This window comes from Ferrimonas balearica, assembly GCF_019802085.1.
In the GTDB taxonomy this organism is placed as follows: Bacteria; Pseudomonadota; Gammaproteobacteria; order Enterobacterales; family Shewanellaceae; genus Ferrimonas; species Ferrimonas balearica_B.
The window spans coordinates 34,552-54,323 of record NZ_JAHVHV010000008.1; the positions used below are offsets into that span (position 1 = coordinate 34,552).

Sequence of the window (19,772 nt, forward strand, 5' to 3'; positions counted from 1 at the left end):
AGAAGTTGGTGAGTTGTAGGAGGGGAAGGTGATTGACCGCGAGTTCGATGAGGGCGCGGGCCGGGGGCTGCATCCTGGGTGGGTCCGCCTGTTCGATTTTTCCTCTGTGTTGTTGGGATTGGCCCTGGTCTGGTCGCTGGGCGGGCCGTTGTACCTGCCTCCGGAGCAGCTCGTGCTCTGGGCCTGCATCGCTGCTTTGATGATGCTCTATCTGTCCGAAATCTTCTCTCTCTACCGCTCCTGGCGTCTGGCCCCCTTTTCCGAGGTGATACTGGTTACCCTGCTGGTGTGGTGCGCTGTGGCCATCGCCATGGTGCTGGGGCTCTACTTCCTCAAGCTGGGGGTGACCTTCGGCCGGGTGGGCTTTGCCTACTGGATGGCGGCGGTAGCGGCCCTGCTGGTGGGGTGGCGCTGGCTTTTGCGCCATCATCTGCGCCGGCTCAGGGCGGAAGGCAAAAACCTTAAAACGGCCCTGGTAGTCGGCGCCACACCTTTGGGGATCCAGTTGGCGGACGCCATGGCGGAGCAGCCGGAGTTAGGGGTTCGAATCCTCGGGTTCTGTGATGACCGGGAGAAGCACCGGCTTGACCCCATGGTTCAGCCCCGACTGCTGGGTGACATCGATTTTGCCCTGGAACGGGCGGCCAAGGGCGGGGTGGACCAAATCTTCGTGGCGCTGCCGATGAAAGCCGAGGATCGCATTGCCGCCATTTTGCAGCGCTGCGCCAACACCACCAGCGAAGTGCACCTGGTGCCCAACTTCTTCATCTACAACCTGGTGAACGCCGCCTGGTACCAAGTGGGTGGGATCCGCACCTTGAGCGTCTATGAGTCGCCCATCCGCGGCCCCTGGGGGGCTCTGAAACGGGCCGAAGATCTCACCATCGCCTCCCTGGCACTGTTGGTGTTTGCCCTGCCCATGCTGCTGATTGCCGCGGCCATCCGGCTGGAGTCCAAGGGGCCGGTGTTGTTCAAGCAGGTGCGCTACGGGGTAGATGGGCGCCGAATTGAGGTGTGGAAGTTTCGCTCAATGACGTGCGTTGAAAATGGATCTACTATAAAACAGGCCACCAGAAACGATAGCCGGATCACTAAGATAGGCGCGTTTCTGCGGCGAACTTCCCTGGATGAGCTGCCTCAGTTCATCAATGTACTCCAGGGGCGAATGTCGGTTGTGGGGCCCAGGCCCCATGCGGTGGCACACAATGAGCAATACCGAGCCCTTATCCAGGGCTACATGTTGCGACACAAAGTGAAGCCGGGTATCACCGGTTGGGCCCAGGTCAATGGCTGGCGGGGCGAAACCGATACCCTGGACAAGATGGCCAGGCGGGTAGAGTACGACATGCACTACATCACCCACTGGTCTGTGGTTCTTGATATCCATATCCTGCTGTTGACGTTGAGGAGAGGCTTTCTACACGAAAACGCTTACTGAAGAGAGGTGGCGTGTGAGAAAGAGCGTGGGATGGTTATTGGGGGCCTGGGCCAGTGCGGGTCTGGCCGCGGAGTTTGAGCCTGCCCGAGTGGACCTGGGCGAAGGGATCCGCATGGAGCCCAGAATCGGGCTGGAGTACGGTTACGATGACAACCTGCTTCACTCCGGTGCCGACACCCTGGACTCCCAATATCTCAGGGTGTTGCCCGAGGTGCGGGTGCTGTTTGGGCGCCGCATCAGCCACCTGAGAGTTGATTACCTGCTGGACTCCACCACCTACTTTGATTCTTCCGACGACAACTACCTCGACCACACCCTGGATCTGACCGGCCATCACGAGTTCACGGCGCGGCACCGGGTGGACGCCAATTACGAATTTCACAAGGGGCACCAGGCTCGAGGCACCGGCATTGCCGAGTTCGATCAGACCGATGAGCCGGTGGAGTTCACCTCCCACGACGTCACCGGGGCGTACGAATTTGGCGCATTGTCGGCGCGCATGCAGATCGGCGGCAACCTGGGATACTACCAGCGCACCTACGACAACTTCCGCGAACGCAGCCAGTATCGAGACCATGACAAGTTTCGCTATGGGGCCACCTTCAAATGGCGCATGGGCGCGCGCACCCGCCTGCTGTTGGACTTGTCGGAAACCGACACCAGCTATGACCGGGTAGAGCCGGGAGAGCTGGCACGGGACAGCAAGGTCACCCGTGGCCTGGTCGGACTGATTTGGGAGGCTTCGGCACAAAGCGAGGGGCGGGCGGCCTTCGGCATCGAAGATAAGCGCTTCGATGACTCGGGACGCGAGGATTTCACCGGCTTCGCCTGGGACATCGCCTTTACCTGGCGGCCCACCTCCTACTCCACGGTGGATCTCATCAGTGCGCGGGAGACCAAGGATCCCTTCACCGACGGCGACTACGTCGAAGAGTCCCGGTACGAGATCACCTGGGAGCACTTCTGGCAGACACGCTGGGGCACCAGCCTCGGCGCCAGCTACACCGATAAGGATTACACCGGAGATGACAGGGAAGATGAGATCACCCGACTTCGCCTGGGAGTCATATACGATTTTCGTCGCTGGTTGCGCTTCGAGCCCTATTACAGCTACCGCGACAACAGCTCAACCCGGGATGACCCTGAGCTGAATTACGATAAAAACCAGTATGGATTGATGATAACCGTAGCGCTCTGAGGATGTTAAAGATGAGATGGTTAATCGGCTTGTGCTGCCTGTGGAGCGCCATTGCCTGGGCGGACGATGCATCGGGTTACCTGTTGGGACCTGGAGACCAGATTCGGATCCAGGTGTTTGGTGAGGCAGACCTGAGCATTTCGGAGATCCGGCTCAGTGAGTCTGGGGTGATCTCCTATCCCTATCTGGGGCAGTTGAAGCTCTCGGGCCTCAAATTGACCCAGGTGGAGCAGCTCATTCACTCTGGGCTGAAAGGGGAGTACCTGATCAACCCCAGTGTTTCCGTCAGCATCGTTGAATACCGGCCTTTCTACATCAATGGCGAGGTCCGCCGCCCAGGCGGCTATCCTTTCCAACCGGGCCTGACGGTGCGCAAAGCGGTGGCGCTGGCCGGGGGGCTGACCGAAAGGGCCTCCAGTCGGGGGATCACCCTGACCCGCAGAACCCCAAATGGTGAGAGGGTGATCGACGTTTCGATGGCCACGGAAGTATTACCGGGCGATTCCATATACATCGAAGACTCCTTCTTCTGACCCGCCCTGGGAGAGACCTATGAAACGCGATATCAGTTCTCGTAGGGATGAGGTTTTGGCCATGGAGTGGGTCGGGTTGGGTGGCAGGCTGGCGGTGCTGGCCCGCTACAAATGGTGGATTGCGCTCTTCACCTTGGCAGTGACCCTTGCTGGTGCGGCCGTGGTGCTGCAACTGCCCCACATCTACAGCTCCACTGCCACTCTGCTGCTGGAAAACTCTCCCTCAAAGGTGGTGTCCATCGAAGGGGTCTACGGCGTGGACTCCAGCCGGGATGAGTATTTCCAAACCCAGTACGAAATCATCCAGTCTCGCAAGATCGCCGATGTGGTGATCAACCAGCTGAACCTGGCAGAACGGGCAGAGTTCCAACCGGAAGAAGGCATGGACTTCGGCTTGTCCATGGTGAAGGACTGGGCAGAGGCCAAAGTGGACGCCTTATTGGGGGGTGAGGAGGGGCCTCCACTCAGCGAGGAAGCCGTGGCATACCGCCGCCATCAGCGACTACTGGGCGAGTACTACGACCGTCTGACCCTCAAACCGGTGCGCAACACCCAGCTGGTGAGCATCCAGTTTGAGGCGGAGGATCCGGCGCTGGCGGCCGAGGTGGCCAATGCCATCGGTCAGGCGTACATCGAGTCCTACATGGAAGACAAGCTGGTCGCCACTCAGGAGGCGACGGGCTGGATGCGAGAGCGTTTGGAGCGGCTCAAGGCGAATTTGCGGGCCTCCGAGGAGGCGCTGCAGCAGTTCAGGGACCAAGCCGGCCTGGTGGATGTGGAGGGACTGCTTACTCTGGAAGGCCAGGAACTGGAGACCATCGCCGGTCGCTTGTCGGAAGCGAAGAGTCGCCGAACCATGGCCGAGTCGGTGGCGCGAAACGTGGCGTCTTCCGGGGGAAATGACATGGAGGCCTTGGCGTCATTGCCTGAGATCAATCGTCACCCCACTGTCGAGCGCCTGCGGAACGCTGAGGCACAGGCCGAGCAGAAAGTCGCTCAGCTCTCTCAGCGATACGGCCCCAAGCACAAGACCATGATCGCCGCCCAGGCGGAGCTGCGGGAGGTGCGAGCTGCGCTGCGCCGTCAGATCCGACAGTTGGTCAGCGGCATTCAGCAGGAGTATCAAACTGCGCGAGCCCAGGAAGCCACCCTGTCGGCCGAGCTGGTGGCGGCGCGGCAGAACTACCAGGGGCTGAGCAAGAACGAGAGCCGATATCGAGAGTTGCAACGGGAGGTGGAAACCAACCGCCAACTCTATGACACCTTCCTGACCCGGATTAAAGAGACCGGCGTGGCCGGCGATTTCAATGAAGCGATCGCGCGATTTACCGATCGGGCACTGCCGGCACTCAAACCCAGCAAACCTCAGAAAGGGCCCCTGCTTGGCATGATCATGCTGGCGGCTCTGGCGGTGTCGTCGATATTGGCGCTGCTGCACGCGCGCTTCGTCGATGTGATCAGCCGTGCAAATGAAGTGGAAACCGAGTTGGCTGCCAAGCTGCTTGGGATCATTCCCGAGGTGAAGGCCATTGGCGGCTCTGCCCTGGCCAAGAGCTACTTCAATCGAAGTCGGCCGGAGTTTGGTGAAGCGTGGCGCAGCGTGCGGACTGCATTTACGCTCCAGCATCTCAATACCAGCGGGATCTCCCTGGCCATCAGTTCTGCGGCTCCGGGGGAGGGCAAGACCACCTCGGCCATCAGCCTGGCGCTGTCGCTGCAGCAGGTGAAAAAGGTGCTGCTGGTGGATTGCGACTTGCGTAAACCCTCGGTCGGCAAAGCCTTTGAGCTGCCCTCCTACCAGCCAGGGCTGACCAACACCCTGAGCGGCACTCACTCTCTGGAGGAGTGCATCTATAAGGATGAGGAAACGGGTCTGCACATTCTGTCGGCGGGTACGGTACTGTCCCACCCGCTGGAAGCCCTCTCTGGCGACAGCTTCCGCCGAGTGTTGCAGTTGGCCAAGTCCGAGTACGACATGGTGCTGTTGGACACGCCGCCCATCCACTCGGTATCCGATGCCCTGGTGGTGGCTCGGATGGCGGGCTCCATGCTGTTTGTGGTACGCGCGGACCATACTCGCGCCCGCCTGGCGAAAAGTGCCATCGACCGAGTCTTGGAGAACAAGATCCTGTTGGAGGGCGTGGTGCTCAACCGAGCTGGCAAGGGGGCCATGCAGGCCCAATATGGCAGCGGTTACGACAACTACTATGGCCACGGTTACGAAGAGAAGCCGGCCAGCTTGTCACCCAGGGAGAGCGCAGCCTGACTCGAAAGGCGCCGTGGCCACACCACGGCGCTTTTTTTCTGCTTTGCCCTTGCGTTTGGACCAGGTCTGCGTATAATTCGTCCGGCTCGGGCAATTGGCCCGGCTGCATCATCTGATGTAAGGCGCAATGCGCGCCTATGAATACAGCAACTCCGATTTGGAGTTGATTGGTTAGCGAATCGTCTCTTCCCCTTTCTATAGAAGGTGGTGAAGGGATTGGTTTATGTGTTTCTTAGAGTTGGAGCTCTGGTCAATGCAGAACCAAAGAATCCGTATCCGCCTGAAGGCGTTCGATCACCGTCTGATCGACCAGTCTACCGCGGAAATCGTTGAGACTGCTAAGCGCACTGGTGCTCAAGTTCGCGGTCCCATCCCGCTGCCCACCCGTAAAGAGCGCTACACCGTACTGATCTCTCCTCACGTGAACAAAGACGCACGTGATCAATACGAGATCCGTACTCACAAGCGCCTGGTGGACATTGTTGAGCCTACCGATAAGACTGTTGACGCGCTGATGCGTCTGGATCTGGCTGCTGGCGTCGACGTGCAGATCAGCCTGGGTTAAGGCTGAGATCCTAAGCGGAAAGAGGTTTAGAAGAATGGCTATCGGTCTTGTAGGTCGCAAAGTAGGTATGACTCGCATCTTCACTCCTGAAGGCGTGTCTATCCCTGTGACCGTAATCGAAGTAGAACCGAACCGTGTAACCCAGGTTAAGACGCTGGAAACTGACGGCTACCGTGCCCTGCAGGTAACTGCTGGCACCAAAAAAGCCAACCGCGTCACCAAGCCTGAAGCTGGTCACTTTGCCAAAGCCGGTGTTGAAGCCGGTCGTGGCACTTGGGAGCTTCGCCTGGGTGAGGGTGAAGGCGAAGGCATCGAGCTGGGTGCTGAGCTGAAAGTCGACATCTTCACTGATGTCGCAAAAGTAGACGTTACCGGTCAATCCAAGGGTAAAGGCTTCCAGGGTGCTGTAAAGCGCTGGAACTTCCGTACCCAGGACATGACTCACGGTAACTCCTTGAGCCACCGTGCTCCGGGTTCCATTGGTCAAAACCAATCCCCGGGTAAGGTATTCAAGGGCAAGAAAATGGCTGGCCACATGGGTGATGAGCGTGTAACCACTCAGAACCTGGATGTGGTACGTATTGACGCTGAGCGCAACCTGCTGCTGGTCAAGGGTGCTATCCCTGGTGCCAACGGCGGTGACGTGATCGTTAAGCCTGCCGTTAAAGCGTAACGTCTGAGGAGATAGTAATGGAATTGGTAATGAAAGACGCGCAGAGCGCTCTTGAAGTTTCCGAAACTACCTTCGGTCGTGAATTCAACGAGGCTCTGGTACACCAGGTGGTAGTGGCTTTTGCCGCTAACGCTCGTCAGGGTACCCGTGCTCAGAAGACCCGCGCTGAAGTGGCTGGCACCGGCAAAAAGCCGTGGCGTCAGAAAGGTACTGGCCGTGCTCGTGCCGGTACTGTTAAGAGCCCGATCTGGCGTTCTGGTGGCGTAACCTTCGCTGCCAAGCCTCAGGATCACGGCCAGAAAGTGAACAAGAAGATGTACCGCGCCGCTCTGCGCAGCATTCTGTCTGAGCTGGTACGTCAAGACCGTCTGATCGTTGTTGAGAAGTTCGCTGTTGAAGCTCCGAAAACCAAAGAACTGGTTTCCAAGCTGAAAGAGCTGGAGCTGAACGACGTACTGATCGTGACCGGCGAAGTGGACGAGAACCTGTTCCTGGCTTCTCGCAACCTGTACAAGGTTGACGTTCGCGACGTGGACGGCATCGATCCGGTCAGCCTGATCGCCTTTGACAAGGTTCTGATGACTGCTGATGCAGTTAAGCAGATTGAGGAGAAGCTGGCATGATCCGTGAAGAACGTTTGCTGAAAGTGCTGCTGGCTCCGCACATCTCTGAAAAGAGCACCATGGCTGCCGAACTGAACAACACCATCGTGTTCAAGGTTGCCACGGACGCTACCAAGGCAGAGATCAAGGCTGCGGTTGAGAAGCTGTTCGAAGTGCAGGTCACTGGCGTTCGCACCAGCGTGGTTAAGGGTAAGGTCAAGCGTCACGGCGCTCGTTTCGGTCGTCGTAGCGACTGGAAAAAAGCCTACGTCACCCTGGCCGAAGGCGCTGACATCGACTTTGTCGGCGGCGCTGAGTAAGCAGTAGGAGTTTAGATAATGGCTATTGTTAAGTGTAAGCCTACCTCTGCGGGTCGTCGCCACGTCGTTAAGGTCGTGAACAACGAGCTGCACAAGGGTAAGCCTCACGCTGCTCTGTTGGACAAGAAGTCCAAGTCTGGTGGTCGTAACAACGCCGGCCGCATCACCACTCGCCACATCGGCGGTGGTCACAAGCAGCACTACCGTATCATCGACTTCAAGCGCAACAAAGATGGCGTTCCGGCCAAGGTTGAGCGTCTGGAGTACGATCCGAACCGCAGCGCCAACATCGCTCTGGTTCTGTACGCTGACGGTGAGCGTCGCTACATCCTGGCCCCCAAAGGCCTGCAAGCTGGCGATTCCATCGTTTCCGGCCAGGAAGCTGACATCAAGGTGGGCAACGCCCTGCCGATGCGCAACATCCCGGTTGGTTCTACCGTACACAACATCGAGCTTAAGCCCGGTAAAGGCGGTCAGATTGCCCGCTCCGCTGGTGCCTATGCCCAGATCGTTGCCCGTGATGGTGCTTACGTAACCCTGCGTCTGCGTTCCGGCGAGATGCGCAAGGTGCTGGCCGAAGGCCGTGCCACCCTGGGTGAAGTAGGTAACTCCGAGCACATGCTGCGTCAGCTGGGTAAAGCTGGTGCCAAGCGCTGGCGTGGTGTTCGTCCGACCGTTCGTGGTGTTGCCATGAACCCGGTAGATCACCCGCACGGTGGTGGTGAGGGTCGTACCTCTGGTGGTCGTCACCCGGTTTCTCCGTGGGGCGTTCCGACCAAAGGTAAGAAGACCCGCAGCAATAAGCGTACCGATAAGTTCATCGTACGTCGTCGTACCAAGTAATTTAGAGGATTCACCATGCCACGTTCTCTCAAGAAAGGTCCGTTTATCGACCTGCACTTGCTGAAGAAGGTAGAGAAAGCGGTGGAAAGCGGAGACAAAAAGCCTGTTAAGACTTGGTCCCGTCGTTCGATGATCATTCCCGATATGATTGGTCTCACCATCGCTGTCCATAATGGTCGCCAGCACGTTCCGGTTTTCGTTACTGAAGACATGATCGGTCACAAGCTGGGCGAATTTGCGCCGACTCGCACTTACCGCGGCCACGCTGCGGATAAGAAAGCGAAGAAACGCTAAGGGGTAGAAGAAGATGGAAGTTTTAGCTAAACACCGTTTTGCTCGTACCTCTCCGCAAAAGGCTCGCCTGGTTGCCGATCAGATCCGTGGTCTGCCGGTTGACCGTGCCCTGGACATCCTGGCTTTCAGCCCCAAGAAGGCTGCCAGCCTGGTTAAAAAGGTACTGGAATCTGCCATTGCTAACGCAGAGCACAACGAAGGTCTGGATATCGACGATCTGAAAGTCGCCAAAATCTTCGTTGACGAAGGTCCGACCATGAAGCGCATCATGCCGCGTGCTAAAGGCCGTGCCGATCGCATCCTGAAACGTTCCAGCCACATCACTGTGGTTGTGGCCGATAAGTAAGGGGAGCCGCAATGGGACAGAAAGTACATCCTAATGGTATCCGCCTTGGTATCACCAAGCCCTGGTCTTCGACCTGGTACGCGGAGAAGAAAGACTACGCTGACAACCTGTTCAGCGACCACGAAGTGCGTGAGTTCCTGAAAAAGGAACTGAAGAACGCTTCCGTTTCCCGCATCACCATTGAGCGTCCGGCCAAGAGTGTTCGTGTGACCATTCACACTGCTCGCCCTGGCGTTGTCATTGGTAAGAAAGGGGAAGATGTTGAGAAGCTGCGTCTGAAAGTCGCCAAGCTGGCCGGCGTTCCTGCGCAGATCAACATCAGTGAAGTACGCAAGCCGGAACTGGATGCTCAACTGGTAGGTGACTCCGTTGCCTCTCAGCTGGAGCGTCGTGTGATGTTCCGTCGCGCTATGAAGCGCGCGGTTCAGAACGCCATGCGTTTGGGTGCCAAGGGCATCAAGATCGAAGTTTCTGGTCGTCTGGGTGGTGCCGAGATCGCACGTACCGAATGGTACCGTGAAGGTCGTGTGCCGCTGCACACTCTGCGCGCTGACATCGACTACGCCACTTCCTCCGCTCACACCACCTACGGTGTTATCGGCATCAAAGTCTGGATCTTCAAAGGCGAAGTTCTGGGCGGTCTGCCGGTAGTTGCGGAAGAGCCGAAGGCGCAGCCGAAGCGCAAAGGTCGTGGTAAGTAAGGGGAACCGAGATGCTGCAACCTAAACGTATGAAGTTCCGTAAGATGCACAAGGGTCGTAACCGCGGTGTAGCCACCAGCGGTGACAAGGTATCCTTTGGCACTTTCGGCCTGAAAGCGACCACCCGTGGCCGTCTGACCGCTCGTCAAATCGAAGCGGCCCGTCGTGCCATGACCCGTCACATCAAGCGTCAGGGCAAGATCTGGATCCGTGTATTCCCGGACAAGCCGATCACCAACAAGCCGCTTGAAGTGCGTATGGGTAAAGGTAAAGGTAACGTCGAGTACTGGGTAGCTCAGATCCAGCCGGGTCGCGTCCTGTACGAAATGGAAGGTGTTCCGGAAGAGCTGGCTCGCGAAGCCTTCTCCCTGGCTGCCGCCAAGCTGTCCGTACAGACCACCTTTGTAACTCGTAAGGTGATGTGATGAAAGCACAAGATCTGCGTGAAAAGAGCGTTGAAGAACTGAACGCCGAGCTGCTGAACCTGCTCCGTGAACAGTTCAACCTGCGTATGCAGAACGCGACCGGTCAGCTGAAAGCGACTCACGAAATGAAGAAGGTACGCCGCAACATTGCGCGCGTTAAGACCATTCTGACTGAGAAGGCAGGTGCGTAATGTCTGACAAAATCCGTACTCTGCAGGGTCGTGTGATCAGTGACAAGATGGACAAGTCCATCACCGTAGCCATCGAGCGCAAAGTTAAGCACCCGATCTACGGCAAGTTCATGAAGCGCACTACCAAGCTGCACGTTCATGACGAAACCAACCAGTGCGGTATCGGCGACCTCGTGGAAATCCGCGAGTGCCGCCCGCTGTCCAAGACTAAGTCCTGGACTCTGGTGAGTGTTGTAGAAAAGGCCTAAGTTTTAGGCCCTTACAGCAACACAAAACGACCGGCCCGGGTTCTCCCGGGCCGGTTAATTTTTATCTACCCTTTCTCTTGCGGTTGGTGTTATAATTTCGCGCCTTTTCATGGCAGCCAACAGCCCGAAAAGGGTAATTGAAGTAAATTAGCGGAGCACTGAAATGATCCAAATGCAATCTGTGCTGGATGTTGCCGATAACTCCGGCGCACGCAGCGTGCAGTGTATTAAGGTCTTGGGTGGCTCTCACCGTCGTTACGCCGGCATCGGCGACATCATCAAGGTTTCCGTGAAGGAATCCATCCCGCGCGGTAAGGCCAAGAAAGGTGATGTATTTAACGCGGTGGTAGTACGTACCAAGAAGGGCGTTCGTCGTCCCGACGGTTCTGTCATTCGCTTCGACCGTAACGCTGCTGTTTTGCTGAACGCAAACAACCAGCCGATCGGCACTCGTATCTTTGGCCCTGTGACTCGTGAACTGCGTAATGAGCAGTTCATGAAGATTGTGTCCCTGGCGCCGGAAGTACTGTAAGGAGCTAAACATGGCAGCAAAAATCCGTCGCAACGACGAAGTGATTGTACTGGCCGGTAAAGACAAGGGTAAGCGCGGTAAGGTTTCCCAAGTCCTGACCACCGGTAAGATCCTCGTCGATGGCGTCAACCTGGTGAAGAAGCACCAGAAGCCGAACCCCCAACTGGGTGTTCAAGGTGGCATCGTAGAGAAGGAAGCCCCCATCCACGCGTCCAACGTGGCTCTGTTCAACCCTGCCACTGGCAAGGCTGATCGTGTGGGTTTCCGATTTGAAGACGGCAAGAAAGTCCGTTTCTTCAAGTCCAACGACGAAATCGTTAAGTAATTTTGGAGTAAACGATGGCGAAACTGCATGATTACTACAAAGAAGCTGTAGTAAAAGAGCTGATGCAGCAATTCGGCTACAAGAGCATCATGCAAGTCCCTCGGATTGAAAAGATCACCCTTAACATGGGTGTCGGTGAAGCCGTAGCGGACAAGAAGGTGCTGGAAAATGCCGTTGCTGACATGGCAGCGATTTCCGGTCAGAAGCCTCTGGTTACCAAAGCTCGCAAATCTGTTGCTGGCTTTAAGATCCGTGACGGCTATCCGATTGGCTGTAAAGTGACCCTGCGCGGCGAGCGTATGTGGGAGTTCTTCGAGCGCCTGGTATCCATCGCGGTACCGCGTATCCGTGACTTCCGTGGCCTGAACCCGAAAGCGTTCGATGGTCGTGGTAACTACTCTATGGGCGTTCGTGAGCAAATCATCTTCCCGGAAATCGATTACGACAAAATCGATAAGCTGCGCGGTATGGATATCACCATTACCACTTCCGCCGGCTCTGACGAGGAAGGGCGTGCTCTGCTGGCTGCCTTCAACTTCCCGTTCCGCAAGTAAGGTGTAGGGTTATGGCTAAACTTTCCATGAAAGCGCGTGAAGCAAAGCGCGCTAAGCTGGTAGCTCAGTACGCCGAAAAGCGTGCTGCGCTGAAAGCGATCATCAAGGACGTCAACGCTTCTGAAGAGGAGCGCTGGGCCGCTGTCCTGAAACTGCAACAACTCCCGCGTGACTCCAGTGCGTCCCGTCAGCGTAACCGCTGTAACGTCACTGGCCGTCCCCATGGCTACCTGCGTAAGTTCGGCCTGAGCCGAATCAAGCTGCGTGAAGCCGCCATGCGTGGTGAAGTTCCTGGCCTCAAAAAGGCCTCTTGGTAATTCGGGAGTAAGCGAATATGAGCATGCAAGATCCGATCGCGGATATGCTGACGCGCATCCGCAACGGCCAGGCTGCCAACAAAGTTGCAGTGACCATGCCGTCCTCAAAGCTGAAACTGGCTATTGCTAACGTTCTGAAATCTGAAGGTTACGTAGCTGATTTCGCCGTCTCCGGTGACGTTAAACCGACTCTGGAAGTGACTCTGAAGTACTTCCAAGGTAAGCCGGTGGTAGAATCCATCGAGCGTGCCAGCCGCCCCGGCCTGCGCATCTACAAAAAGAAAGATGAGCTGCCGAAAGTAATGGGTGGTCTGGGTATCGCTATCGTGTCCACCTCTAAAGGTGTGATGACCGACCGTGCAGCCCGTAATCTGGGTCTGGGCGGTGAGATCATCTGCTACGTAGCGTAAGGAGGTAGCAATATGTCTCGTGTAGCTAAGGCACCCGTTGCTATCCCTGCTGGCGTAGAGGTATCTCTGAACGGCCAGGAAGTCACCGTTAAAGGTGGTAAGGGCACCCTGACTCGCGTCCTGAACGACGCCGTAGTTGTTGCCAAAGAAGAGAACCAGGTGACCTTTGGTCCCCGCGAAGGCGCTGCCAACGCTTGGGCCCAAGCCGGCACCGCTCGTGCTCTGGTTAACAACATGGTGGTCGGTGTCACCGAAGGCTTCACTAAGAAGCTGCAGCTGAACGGTGTTGGTTACCGTGCAGCGGTGAAAGGTAACGCAGTCAACCTGACTCTCGGTTTTTCCCACCCGGTTGAATACGTTCTGCCGGAAGGTGTGAAGGCCGAATGCCCGAGCCAAACTGAAATCGTCCTCACTGGCGCAGACAAGCAGTCTGTTGGTCAGGCGGCCGCGAACATCCGCGCTTACCGTGCTCCCGAGCCCTACAAGGGTAAAGGTGTGCGTTACGCTGATGAGAACGTGCGTCGTAAAGAGGCCAAGAAGAAGTAAGGTAACACGATGGACAAGAAAGCAGCTCGTCTGCGTCGCGCTACCCGCGTGCGCAAACAAATTCAGGAAATGGGCGCGACTCGTCTGGTCGTGCACCGTACTCCTCGTCACATCTACGCCCAGGTTATCACTGCAGACGCAAATGTAGTGGTTGCCGCTTCCACTGTAGAGAAGGCGATCAAAGAGCAACTGAAAGGCACCGGCAACACCGACGCTGCCAAGGCAGTTGGTAAAGCTGTAGCTGAACGCGCTCTGGAAAAAGGCATCAAAGCCGTTTCCTTCGATCGCAGCGGCTTCCAGTATCACGGTCGCGTAGCCGCTCTGGCTGACGCTGCTCGTGAAGCTGGCCTCCAGTTCTAAGTTGGGAGTGGATCATGGCGAATATTGAAAATCAAGCCGGTGACCTGCAAGAGAAGCTGATTGCAGTTAACCGCGTTTCCAAGGTGGTTAAAGGTGGTCGCATCTTTAGCTTCACCGCTCTGACTGTTGTTGGTGACGGTAACGGCCGCGTTGGCTTTGGCTACGGCAAAGCCCGCGAAGTACCCGCCGCCATCCAGAAAGCGATGGAGAAAGCCCGTCGCAACATGTACACCGTGTCCCTGAACAACGGTACCCTGCACCACCCGGTGAAGGGCCGTCACTCCGGTTCCAAGGTTTACATGCAGCCCGCCTCCGAAGGTACCGGTATTATTGCCGGTGGTGCGATGCGTGCGGTTCTGGAAGTTGCTGGCGTACACAACGTACTGGCCAAAGCTTACGGTTCCACCAACCCGATCAACATCGTGCGCTCCACCGTTGACGCGCTGGTGCACATGAAGTCTCCCGAGCAGATCGCCGCCAAGCGTGGCCTGTCTGCCGACGAGATCCGGGGGTAATCTGACATGGCTAAAACTATCAAGGTTACTCAGATCAAGAGCTCCATCGGTCGTCTGCCTAAGCATAAGGCGACTCTGGTGGGCCTGGGTCTGCGCAAGATCGGTCACACCGTAGAACTGGAAGACACTCCTTCCGTTCGCGGTATGGTGAACAAAGTTTCCTACATGGTAAAAGTGGAGGAGTAACATGCGCCTGAATACCCTTTCTCCGGCCGCTGGCTCCAAAACTGCTGCCAAGCGCGTAGGCCGTGGTATCGGTTCTGGTCTGGGTAAGACCGGTGGCCGTGGTCACAAAGGTCAGAAGTCCCGTTCCGGCGGCAGCGTACGTCCTGGCTTCGAAGGCGGTCAAATGCCTCTGAAGCAGCGTCTGCCCAAGTTCGGTTTCACTTCCCGCAAGTCCCTGGTTTCCGCTGAAGTTCGTCTGAACGAAGTGGCCAAGGTCGACGGTGACGTGGTTAGCCTGGCTACTCTGAAAGACGCTGGCATCCTTTCCGCTAACATTCAGTTTGCGAAAGTAGTGCTTTCAGGTAAGATCGAGCGCCCAGTGACTGTAAGCGGTCTGAAAGTGACCAAAGGCGCTCGCGAAGCCATTGAGGCTGCGGGCGGCAAAATCGAAGAGTAACGGGAAAGTACGCAATGGCTAAGCCAGGACTTGAGTTAAAAAGTGCGAAAGGGGGCCTTTCAGAGCTGAAAGCGCGCCTGTTGTTTGTTCTCGGAGCGATTATCGTCTTCCGAGCCGGTTCTTTCGTGCCAATTCCTGGTATTGACGCCGCTGTACTTGCTGAACTGTTCAAGCAGCAACAAGGTACCATCGTGAGCATGTTCAACATGTTCTCCGGTGGTGCCTTGGAGCGTGCCTCCATCTTCGCCCTGGGGATCATGCCGTACATCTCTGCATCTATTATTATGCAGCTGCTGACGGTGGTTCACCCGACTCTGGCGGAGCTGAAAAAAGAGGGTGAGTCTGGTCGTCGTAAGATCAACCAGTACACCCGCTGGGGCACCCTGGTGCTGGCGACCTTCCAGTCCATCGGTATTGCAACTGGCTTGCCCAGCATGCTGCCTGGCCTGGTGGTCAACCCCGGCTTCGGCTTCTACTTCGTAGCGGTCGTAAGCCTGGTTACCGGCACCATGTTCCTGATGTGGCTGGGTGAACAGATCACCGAGCGTGGCATCGGCAACGGCATCTCGATCCTGATCTTTACAGGTATCGTCGCCGGTCTGCCTTCCGCGATCGGTCAAACAGCAGAGCAGGCGCGTCAAGGTGAAATGCACTTCCTGCTGCTGATCGGCCTGGCGGTCATCGTCAGCCTGATCACCGCCTTCGTGGTATTTATGGAGCGCGGTCAGCGCCGAATCGTGGTAAACTACGCCAAGCGTCAGCAAGGCCGCCGCGTGTTCGCTGCCCAAAGCACTCATTTACCGCTGAAAGTGAACATGGCAGGCGTTATCCCGCCGATCTTCGCGTCCAGCATCATTCTGTTCCCGGGCACCTTGGCCCAGTGGTTCGACAAGAACCAGGGTGGCATTTTGTCAGACATCTCTCTGGCACTGTCTCCCGGACAGCCGCTGTACGTGATGATTTATGCGGTCGCGATTGTCTTCTTCTGTTTCTTCTACACGGCGCTGGTGTTCAACCCCCGTGAGACTGCAGACAACCTGAAGAAGAGTGGTGCGTTCATCCCCGGTATTCGCCCGGGCGAGCAAACTGCCCGTTACATTGATAAAGTGATGACTCGCCTGACTCTGGCAGGTGCAGCTTACATCACCTTTATCTGCTTGGTTCCGGAGTTCATGATGATTACGACCAATGTACCTTTCTACTTTGGTGGTACCTCACTGCTGATTATGGTGGTGGTAATCATGGACTTCATGGCTCAGGTACAGACTCATATGATGTCTTCTCAATATGATTCTGTGCTGAAGAAGGCCAACCTTAAGGGCTACGGCCGTTAAGGTCGCCGAATACGGAGTACCAAAATGAAAGTTCGTGCATCCGTTAAGAAGATGTGCCGCAACTGCAAGGTCATCAAACGTAACGGCGTTGTACGTGTTATCTGCTCTGAGCCGAAGCACAAACAGCGTCAGGGTTAATCGGATTATCCGGTCTACCCACCAAAGCGCACAGGGCTGGCCCATGGTCAGCCCCTGTGTTGTTGCAAACTGGTCTGCTGTCGAGTATCCTATCGGGCTTTTCGCAGTAGACCCATTGGAATAGTAGGAGTGCTATAGTGGCCCGTATCGCTGGCATTAACATTCCTGAGCATAAACATGCGGTTGTTGCTCTGACCGCCATTTTCGGCATCGGCCAGACTCGCGCAAAAGCCATTTGCGCTGAGGCCGGTATCGCTGAAGATGTGAAATTCAAAGATCTCGACGACGCCACCATCGATAAGGTGCGTGACGTAGTAGGTCAGTTCACCGTTGAAGGTGATCTGCGCCGTGAGATCTCCATGAACATTAAGCGTCTGATGGACCTGGGTTGCTTCCGCGGCCTGCGTCACCGTCGCAGTCTGCCTGTTCGTGGTCAACGTACCAAGACTAACGCGCGCACCCGTAAGGGCCCGCGTAAGCCGATTAAGAAGTAAGGGGAATTAACCAATGGCTAAAACTCCTTCTCGTACTCGTAAGAAGGTACGTAAGCAGGTAGCTGACGGCATCGCTCACGTTCATGCTTCCTTCAACAACACCATCGTGACCATCACTGATCGTCAGGGCAACGCTCTGGCTTGGGCCACCGCTGGTGGTTCTGGTTTCCGTGGTTCTCGTAAGTCCACTCCGTTCGCTGCCCAGGTGGCCGCCGAGCGCTGTGCCGAAATGGCCAAAGAGTACGGCTTGAAGAATCTGGAAGTCGAAGTGAAAGGTCCGGGTCCGGGTCGTGAGTCTTCCATCCGTGCGTTGAATGCTGCGGGTTTCCGCATCACCAACATCACCGATGTGACTCCGATTCCGCACAACGGTTGTCGTCCGCCGAAAAAGCGCCGCGTGTAACGCCCGCTAGGACTGTTGGAGAAAGAACATGGCAAGATATTTGGGTCCTAAGCTCAAACTCAGCCGTCGTGAAGGTACAGACCTGTTCCTGAAAAGCGGCGTTCGAGCGATCGATTCTAAATGTAAGATCGATACCGTCCCTGGTCAGCACGGCGCTCGTCGCGCTCGTCTGTCCGACTACGGTGTGCAGTTGCGTGAGAAGCAGAAAGTTCGTCGTATGTACGGCGTACTGGAAAAGCAGTTCCGCAACTACTACAAGGAAGCGGCTCGTCTGAAGGGCAACACTGGTGAAAACCTGCTGCAACTTCTCGAAAGCCGTCTGGACAACGTGGTATACCGCATGGGTTTCGGTGCTACTCGCGCTGAAGCTCGTCAGCTGGTGAGCCACAAGGCCATCAAGGTTAACGGTCGTGTTGTGAACATCCCGTCCTTCTCCGTTACTCCGAACGACGTCGTCGCCGTTCGTGAGAAGGCTCAGAAGCAGGCCCGCATTAAAGGTGCCCTGGAAGTTGCTGAGCAGCGCGAGAAGCCGACTTGGGTAGAAGTAGATTCCGCTAAGATGGAAGGCACTTTCAAGCGCCTGCCTGAGCGTAGCGATCTGTCTGCTGATATCAACGAACAGCTGATCGTCGAGCTTTACTCCAAGTAAAGCTTAACCATAGAGAGAGGACACAATGCAGGGTTCTGTTACCGAATTTCTAAAGCCGCGACTTGTAGATATTGATCAAGTTAGCCCCTATCGGGCCAAGGTGACTCTGGAGCCGCTCGAGCGTGGTTTCGGCCACACTCTGGGCAATGCGCTGCGTCGCATCCTGCTTTCGTCTATGCCTGGCTGTGCAGTAACCGAAGTGGAAATCGACGGTGTACTGCACGAGTACAGCAGCAAAGAAGGCGTGCAGGAAGACGTTCTCGAGATCCTGCTTAACCTGAAAGGGTTGGCAGTCAAGCTCGAGGGCAAAGACGAAGCGACTCTGACTCTGAGCAAGTCTGGTGCGGGCCCTGTCACTGCGGCAGACATCACCCATGACGGTGATGTTGAGATCGTCAATCCGGAACACCTGATCTGTACTCTGACCGGTGCTGATGCCGAAATCAGCATGCGTATCAAAGTCGAACTGGGCCGTGGTTACACCCCGGCTTCCGCTCGTGCTCAAGTTGAAGATGATGAGCGTCCCATCGGCCGTCTGCTGGTTGACGCTTCCTTCAGCCCCGTTGTCCGCATTGCCTACAATGTGGAAGCGGCTCGTGTTGAGCAGCGTACCGACTTGGATAAGCTGATCATCGACATGCACACTGATGGGACCCTGGACCCTGAAGAAGCCATCCGCCGCTCCGCCACCATCCTGGCTGAGCAACTGGAGGCCTTCGTGGACCTGCGTGACGTCAGTGAGCCGGAAGAGAAAGAAGAGAAGCCGGAATTCGATCCGATCCTGCTGCGTCCTGTCGACGACTTGGAGCTCACTGTTCGTTCGGCAAACTGTCTGAAAGCAGAAGCCATTCATTACATTGGCGATCTGGTTCAGCGTACCGAAGTCGAGCTGCTTAAGACCCCTAACCTGGGTAAGAAGTCGCTCACTGAGATCAAAGACGTGTTGGCCTCTCGTGGTCTTTCTCTGGGCATGCGCCTGGAGAACTGGCCGCCGGCCTCACTTGCCGACAACATGTAACCAAGTCTGGTAAAGATTTAGGTTAAAAGGATAAGGTCATGCGCCATCGTAAGAGTGGTCGTCAACTTAACCGCAACAGCAGCCACCGCCAGGCTATGTTCCGCAACATGGCTAGCTCCCTGGTTTGCCATGAGGTTATCAAGACGACCTTGCCTAAGGCCAAAGAGCTGCGCCGTGTAGTAGAGCCGCTGATCACGCTGGCTAAAACTGATAGCGTTGCTAATCGCCGTCTGGCATTTGCACGTACCCGCGACAAAGTTGTTGTAGGTAAACTGTTTAACGAACTGGGTCCCCGCTACCAGGAGCGCCCGGGTGGTTACACCCGCATCCTGAAGTGTGGTTTCCGCGCTGGTGACAACGCGCCGATGGCTTTCATCGAGCTGGTTGATCGTCCTGCCGGTGAAGAGGTTGCCGAAGAAGCTCAAGCTTCTGCCGAGTAAGCTCTCCCATTTCGAGAAAAGGGCTGGCATTTGTCAGCCCTTTTTGTTTTCCTGCACAGCCTCACAGCCTCACAGCCTCACAGCCTCACAGCCTCACAGCCTCACAGCCTCACAGCCTCACAGCCTCACAGCCTCACAGCCTCACAGCCTCACAGCCTCACAGCCTCACAGCCTCACAGCCTCACAGCCTCACAGCCTCACAGCCTCACAGCTTCATAGCTGCACAGCTTCATAGCCCCAAAGCCCCAAAGCCCCAAAGCCCCAAAGCCCTATAGGCCAATGGTCTCGCAGTCATAAAGCATTCAGTTGCATGCACGGGGTTGGTCCCAGTTGGAGATGCAAGGCAGCTCAGTGGTGCGAGTCTTATTGGGGCGCGCTGCCACTCAGGTGGCGATGGCCTAAAAGTGGGGGTGTACTTTGGTGCCTTGGAGAACTGCTTGAGGGCAAGAGAGAATGACAGGCACAAAAAAGC

Annotated in this window: 32 protein-coding genes; all 32 read left to right on the forward strand. The window is 56.4% G+C overall.

The genetic code is table 11. The features are described from left to right. Positions 1–28: 28 nt before the first annotated feature. Entirely contained in the window at positions 29–1,438 is a 1,410-nt protein-coding gene (locus KUV81_RS19400; RefSeq protein WP_315900109.1) for an undecaprenyl-phosphate glucose phosphotransferase, read from the forward strand. Positions 1,439–1,463: 25 nt separating this feature from the next. Continuing rightward, positions 1,464–2,636, forward strand: a complete 1,173-nt coding sequence (locus KUV81_RS19405; RefSeq protein WP_222545555.1) for an outer membrane beta-barrel protein — start codon at positions 1,464–1,466, stop codon at positions 2,634–2,636. A gap of 11 nt (positions 2,637–2,647) precedes the next feature. Next, on the forward strand, positions 2,648–3,169 hold the full coding sequence (locus KUV81_RS19410) for a polysaccharide biosynthesis/export family protein (RefSeq protein ID WP_222545556.1): 522 nt from the start codon (positions 2,648–2,650) through the stop codon (positions 3,167–3,169). A 61-nt stretch (positions 3,170–3,230) separates the two neighbouring features. After that, positions 3,231–5,435 (forward strand): GumC family protein, encoded by a 2,205-nt coding sequence (locus tag KUV81_RS19415; protein ID WP_222545557.1) that lies wholly within the window; start codon positions 3,231–3,233, stop codon positions 5,433–5,435. Between the two features lie 253 nt (positions 5,436–5,688). Then, a complete protein-coding gene (gene rpsJ / locus KUV81_RS19420; protein ID WP_013343788.1) occupies positions 5,689–6,000 on the forward strand; it encodes a 30S ribosomal protein S10 in 312 nt (103 codons plus the stop codon). 34 nt (positions 6,001–6,034) lie between these two features. Further along, the gene (gene rplC, locus KUV81_RS19425) at positions 6,035–6,673 is read left to right on the forward strand and encodes a 50S ribosomal protein L3 (RefSeq protein WP_222545558.1); all 639 of its coding nucleotides are present in this window, start codon (positions 6,035–6,037) and stop codon (positions 6,671–6,673) included. A 17-nt stretch (positions 6,674–6,690) separates the two neighbouring features. After that, positions 6,691–7,296, forward strand: a complete 606-nt coding sequence (gene rplD, locus KUV81_RS19430) for a 50S ribosomal protein L4 (RefSeq protein WP_222545559.1) — start codon at positions 6,691–6,693, stop codon at positions 7,294–7,296. Then, on the forward strand, positions 7,293–7,595 hold the full coding sequence (gene rplW, locus KUV81_RS19435; protein WP_222545560.1) for a 50S ribosomal protein L23: 303 nt from the start codon (positions 7,293–7,295) through the stop codon (positions 7,593–7,595). The genes rplD and rplW overlap by 4 nt, the downstream gene beginning before the upstream one ends. Positions 7,596–7,613: 18 nt before the next feature. Next, on the forward strand, positions 7,614–8,438 hold the full coding sequence (gene rplB, locus KUV81_RS19440; RefSeq protein ID WP_222545561.1) for a 50S ribosomal protein L2: 825 nt from the start codon (positions 7,614–7,616) through the stop codon (positions 8,436–8,438). A 15-nt stretch (positions 8,439–8,453) separates the two neighbouring features. Further along, entirely contained in the window at positions 8,454–8,732 is a 279-nt protein-coding gene (gene rpsS, locus KUV81_RS19445) for a 30S ribosomal protein S19 (RefSeq protein WP_013343793.1), read from the forward strand. A gap of 13 nt (positions 8,733–8,745) precedes the next feature. Beyond that, positions 8,746–9,078: a 50S ribosomal protein L22 gene (rplV, locus tag KUV81_RS19450; protein WP_222545562.1), complete on the forward strand. Its 333-nt coding sequence runs from the start codon at positions 8,746–8,748 to the stop codon at positions 9,076–9,078. 11 nt (positions 9,079–9,089) lie between these two features. Next, complete coding sequence (gene rpsC, locus KUV81_RS19455; RefSeq protein WP_222545563.1) at positions 9,090–9,779, forward strand: 30S ribosomal protein S3; 690 nt, start codon at positions 9,090–9,092, stop codon at positions 9,777–9,779. An 11-nt stretch (positions 9,780–9,790) separates the two neighbouring features. Further along, positions 9,791–10,204 carry a 50S ribosomal protein L16 gene (gene rplP, locus KUV81_RS19460; RefSeq protein ID WP_222545564.1) on the forward strand — a complete coding sequence of 138 codons (414 nt, stop codon included), beginning with the start codon at positions 9,791–9,793 and terminating at the stop codon, positions 10,202–10,204. After that, on the forward strand, positions 10,204–10,395 hold the full coding sequence (gene rpmC, locus KUV81_RS19465) for a 50S ribosomal protein L29 (RefSeq protein ID WP_222526911.1): 192 nt from the start codon (positions 10,204–10,206) through the stop codon (positions 10,393–10,395). Before rplP ends, rpmC begins: the two co-directional genes overlap by 1 nt. Beyond that, positions 10,395–10,643, forward strand: coding sequence for a 30S ribosomal protein S17 (gene rpsQ / locus KUV81_RS19470; protein ID WP_222545565.1), 249 nt, complete (start codon positions 10,395–10,397; stop codon positions 10,641–10,643). Before rpmC ends, rpsQ begins: the two co-directional genes overlap by 1 nt. Positions 10,644–10,806: 163 nt before the next feature. After that, on the forward strand, positions 10,807–11,175 hold the full coding sequence (gene rplN, locus KUV81_RS19475; protein ID WP_222545566.1) for a 50S ribosomal protein L14: 369 nt from the start codon (positions 10,807–10,809) through the stop codon (positions 11,173–11,175). A 10-nt stretch (positions 11,176–11,185) separates the two neighbouring features. Continuing rightward, positions 11,186–11,500, forward strand: a complete 315-nt coding sequence (rplX, locus tag KUV81_RS19480; RefSeq protein ID WP_222545567.1) for a 50S ribosomal protein L24 — start codon at positions 11,186–11,188, stop codon at positions 11,498–11,500. Positions 11,501–11,514: 14 nt separating this feature from the next. After that, positions 11,515–12,054, forward strand: coding sequence for a 50S ribosomal protein L5 (rplE, locus tag KUV81_RS19485; RefSeq protein ID WP_222545568.1), 540 nt, complete (start codon positions 11,515–11,517; stop codon positions 12,052–12,054). An 11-nt stretch (positions 12,055–12,065) separates the two neighbouring features. Then, on the forward strand, positions 12,066–12,371 hold the full coding sequence (gene rpsN, locus KUV81_RS19490) for a 30S ribosomal protein S14 (RefSeq protein ID WP_222210135.1): 306 nt from the start codon (positions 12,066–12,068) through the stop codon (positions 12,369–12,371). A gap of 17 nt (positions 12,372–12,388) precedes the next feature. Further along, positions 12,389–12,781, forward strand: a complete 393-nt coding sequence (gene rpsH, locus KUV81_RS19495) for a 30S ribosomal protein S8 (protein ID WP_222545569.1) — start codon at positions 12,389–12,391, stop codon at positions 12,779–12,781. Between the two features lie 12 nt (positions 12,782–12,793). Further along, entirely contained in the window at positions 12,794–13,327 is a 534-nt protein-coding gene (rplF, locus tag KUV81_RS19500; RefSeq protein WP_222545570.1) for a 50S ribosomal protein L6, read from the forward strand. A 9-nt stretch (positions 13,328–13,336) separates the two neighbouring features. Continuing rightward, a complete protein-coding gene (rplR, locus tag KUV81_RS19505; protein WP_222545571.1) occupies positions 13,337–13,687 on the forward strand; it encodes a 50S ribosomal protein L18 in 351 nt (116 codons plus the stop codon). Positions 13,688–13,701: 14 nt separating this feature from the next. Continuing rightward, positions 13,702–14,202: a 30S ribosomal protein S5 gene (gene rpsE / locus KUV81_RS19510; protein WP_222545572.1), complete on the forward strand. Its 501-nt coding sequence runs from the start codon at positions 13,702–13,704 to the stop codon at positions 14,200–14,202. 6 nt (positions 14,203–14,208) lie between these two features. Further along, the gene (gene rpmD / locus KUV81_RS19515) at positions 14,209–14,388 is read left to right on the forward strand and encodes a 50S ribosomal protein L30 (protein ID WP_222545573.1); all 180 of its coding nucleotides are present in this window, start codon (positions 14,209–14,211) and stop codon (positions 14,386–14,388) included. 1 nt (position 14,389) lies between these two features. Then, a complete protein-coding gene (gene rplO, locus KUV81_RS19520) occupies positions 14,390–14,824 on the forward strand; it encodes a 50S ribosomal protein L15 (RefSeq protein WP_222545574.1) in 435 nt (144 codons plus the stop codon). A 14-nt stretch (positions 14,825–14,838) separates the two neighbouring features. Continuing rightward, positions 14,839–16,158 carry a preprotein translocase subunit SecY gene (gene secY, locus KUV81_RS19525; protein ID WP_222545575.1) on the forward strand — a complete coding sequence of 440 codons (1,320 nt, stop codon included), beginning with the start codon at positions 14,839–14,841 and terminating at the stop codon, positions 16,156–16,158. A 24-nt stretch (positions 16,159–16,182) separates the two neighbouring features. Further along, positions 16,183–16,296, forward strand: a complete 114-nt coding sequence (gene rpmJ, locus KUV81_RS19530; RefSeq protein WP_013343810.1) for a 50S ribosomal protein L36 — start codon at positions 16,183–16,185, stop codon at positions 16,294–16,296. A gap of 137 nt (positions 16,297–16,433) precedes the next feature. Further along, complete coding sequence (gene rpsM, locus KUV81_RS19535) at positions 16,434–16,790, forward strand: 30S ribosomal protein S13 (protein WP_222545576.1); 357 nt, start codon at positions 16,434–16,436, stop codon at positions 16,788–16,790. 13 nt (positions 16,791–16,803) lie between these two features. Continuing rightward, positions 16,804–17,193: a 30S ribosomal protein S11 gene (rpsK, locus tag KUV81_RS19540; protein ID WP_222545577.1), complete on the forward strand. Its 390-nt coding sequence runs from the start codon at positions 16,804–16,806 to the stop codon at positions 17,191–17,193. A gap of 28 nt (positions 17,194–17,221) precedes the next feature. Continuing rightward, positions 17,222–17,842 (forward strand): 30S ribosomal protein S4, encoded by a 621-nt coding sequence (rpsD, locus tag KUV81_RS19545; RefSeq protein ID WP_222545578.1) that lies wholly within the window; start codon positions 17,222–17,224, stop codon positions 17,840–17,842. A gap of 25 nt (positions 17,843–17,867) precedes the next feature. Next, positions 17,868–18,860, forward strand: a complete 993-nt coding sequence (locus KUV81_RS19550; protein WP_222545579.1) for a DNA-directed RNA polymerase subunit alpha — start codon at positions 17,868–17,870, stop codon at positions 18,858–18,860. 38 nt (positions 18,861–18,898) lie between these two features. Next, the gene (rplQ, locus tag KUV81_RS19555) at positions 18,899–19,300 is read left to right on the forward strand and encodes a 50S ribosomal protein L17 (protein ID WP_222545580.1); all 402 of its coding nucleotides are present in this window, start codon (positions 18,899–18,901) and stop codon (positions 19,298–19,300) included. The last annotated feature ends 472 nt before the right edge of the window (positions 19,301–19,772 follow it).

Excerpts from the sequence above, each read along its gene's own strand:
- KUV81_RS19410 (WP_222545556.1), top strand. The coding sequence starts at position 2,648 with ATGAGATGGTTAATCGGCTTGTGCTGCCTGTGGAGCGCCATTGCCTGG.
- KUV81_RS19415 (WP_222545557.1), top strand. The coding sequence starts at position 3,231 with ATGGAGTGGGTCGGGTTGGGTGGCAGGCTGGCGGTGCTGGCCCGCTAC.
- rpsJ (WP_013343788.1), top strand. The coding sequence starts at position 5,689 with ATGCAGAACCAAAGAATCCGTATCCGCCTGAAGGCGTTCGATCACCGT.
- rplC (WP_222545558.1), top strand. The coding sequence starts at position 6,035 with ATGGCTATCGGTCTTGTAGGTCGCAAAGTAGGTATGACTCGCATCTTC.
- rplD (WP_222545559.1), top strand. The coding sequence starts at position 6,691 with ATGGAATTGGTAATGAAAGACGCGCAGAGCGCTCTTGAAGTTTCCGAA.
- rplW (WP_222545560.1), top strand. The coding sequence starts at position 7,293 with ATGATCCGTGAAGAACGTTTGCTGAAAGTGCTGCTGGCTCCGCACATC.
- rplB (WP_222545561.1), top strand. The coding sequence starts at position 7,614 with ATGGCTATTGTTAAGTGTAAGCCTACCTCTGCGGGTCGTCGCCACGTC.
- rpsS (WP_013343793.1), top strand. The coding sequence starts at position 8,454 with ATGCCACGTTCTCTCAAGAAAGGTCCGTTTATCGACCTGCACTTGCTG.
- rplV (WP_222545562.1), top strand. The coding sequence starts at position 8,746 with ATGGAAGTTTTAGCTAAACACCGTTTTGCTCGTACCTCTCCGCAAAAG.
- rpsC (WP_222545563.1), top strand. The coding sequence starts at position 9,090 with ATGGGACAGAAAGTACATCCTAATGGTATCCGCCTTGGTATCACCAAG.
- rplP (WP_222545564.1), top strand. The coding sequence starts at position 9,791 with ATGCTGCAACCTAAACGTATGAAGTTCCGTAAGATGCACAAGGGTCGT.
- rpmC (WP_222526911.1), top strand. The coding sequence starts at position 10,204 with ATGAAAGCACAAGATCTGCGTGAAAAGAGCGTTGAAGAACTGAACGCC.
- rpsQ (WP_222545565.1), top strand. The coding sequence starts at position 10,395 with ATGTCTGACAAAATCCGTACTCTGCAGGGTCGTGTGATCAGTGACAAG.
- rplN (WP_222545566.1), top strand. The coding sequence starts at position 10,807 with ATGATCCAAATGCAATCTGTGCTGGATGTTGCCGATAACTCCGGCGCA.
- rplX (WP_222545567.1), top strand. The coding sequence starts at position 11,186 with ATGGCAGCAAAAATCCGTCGCAACGACGAAGTGATTGTACTGGCCGGT.
- rplE (WP_222545568.1), top strand. The coding sequence starts at position 11,515 with ATGGCGAAACTGCATGATTACTACAAAGAAGCTGTAGTAAAAGAGCTG.
- rpsN (WP_222210135.1), top strand. The coding sequence starts at position 12,066 with ATGGCTAAACTTTCCATGAAAGCGCGTGAAGCAAAGCGCGCTAAGCTG.
- rpsH (WP_222545569.1), top strand. The coding sequence starts at position 12,389 with ATGAGCATGCAAGATCCGATCGCGGATATGCTGACGCGCATCCGCAAC.
- rplF (WP_222545570.1), top strand. The coding sequence starts at position 12,794 with ATGTCTCGTGTAGCTAAGGCACCCGTTGCTATCCCTGCTGGCGTAGAG.
- rplR (WP_222545571.1), top strand. The coding sequence starts at position 13,337 with ATGGACAAGAAAGCAGCTCGTCTGCGTCGCGCTACCCGCGTGCGCAAA.
- rpsE (WP_222545572.1), top strand. The coding sequence starts at position 13,702 with ATGGCGAATATTGAAAATCAAGCCGGTGACCTGCAAGAGAAGCTGATT.
- rpmD (WP_222545573.1), top strand. The coding sequence starts at position 14,209 with ATGGCTAAAACTATCAAGGTTACTCAGATCAAGAGCTCCATCGGTCGT.
- rplO (WP_222545574.1), top strand. The coding sequence starts at position 14,390 with ATGCGCCTGAATACCCTTTCTCCGGCCGCTGGCTCCAAAACTGCTGCC.
- secY (WP_222545575.1), top strand. The coding sequence starts at position 14,839 with ATGGCTAAGCCAGGACTTGAGTTAAAAAGTGCGAAAGGGGGCCTTTCA.
- rpmJ (WP_013343810.1), top strand. The coding sequence starts at position 16,183 with ATGAAAGTTCGTGCATCCGTTAAGAAGATGTGCCGCAACTGCAAGGTC.
- rpsK (WP_222545577.1), top strand. The coding sequence starts at position 16,804 with ATGGCTAAAACTCCTTCTCGTACTCGTAAGAAGGTACGTAAGCAGGTA.
- rpsD (WP_222545578.1), top strand. The coding sequence starts at position 17,222 with ATGGCAAGATATTTGGGTCCTAAGCTCAAACTCAGCCGTCGTGAAGGT.
- KUV81_RS19550 (WP_222545579.1), top strand. The coding sequence starts at position 17,868 with ATGCAGGGTTCTGTTACCGAATTTCTAAAGCCGCGACTTGTAGATATT.
- rplQ (WP_222545580.1), top strand. The coding sequence starts at position 18,899 with ATGCGCCATCGTAAGAGTGGTCGTCAACTTAACCGCAACAGCAGCCAC.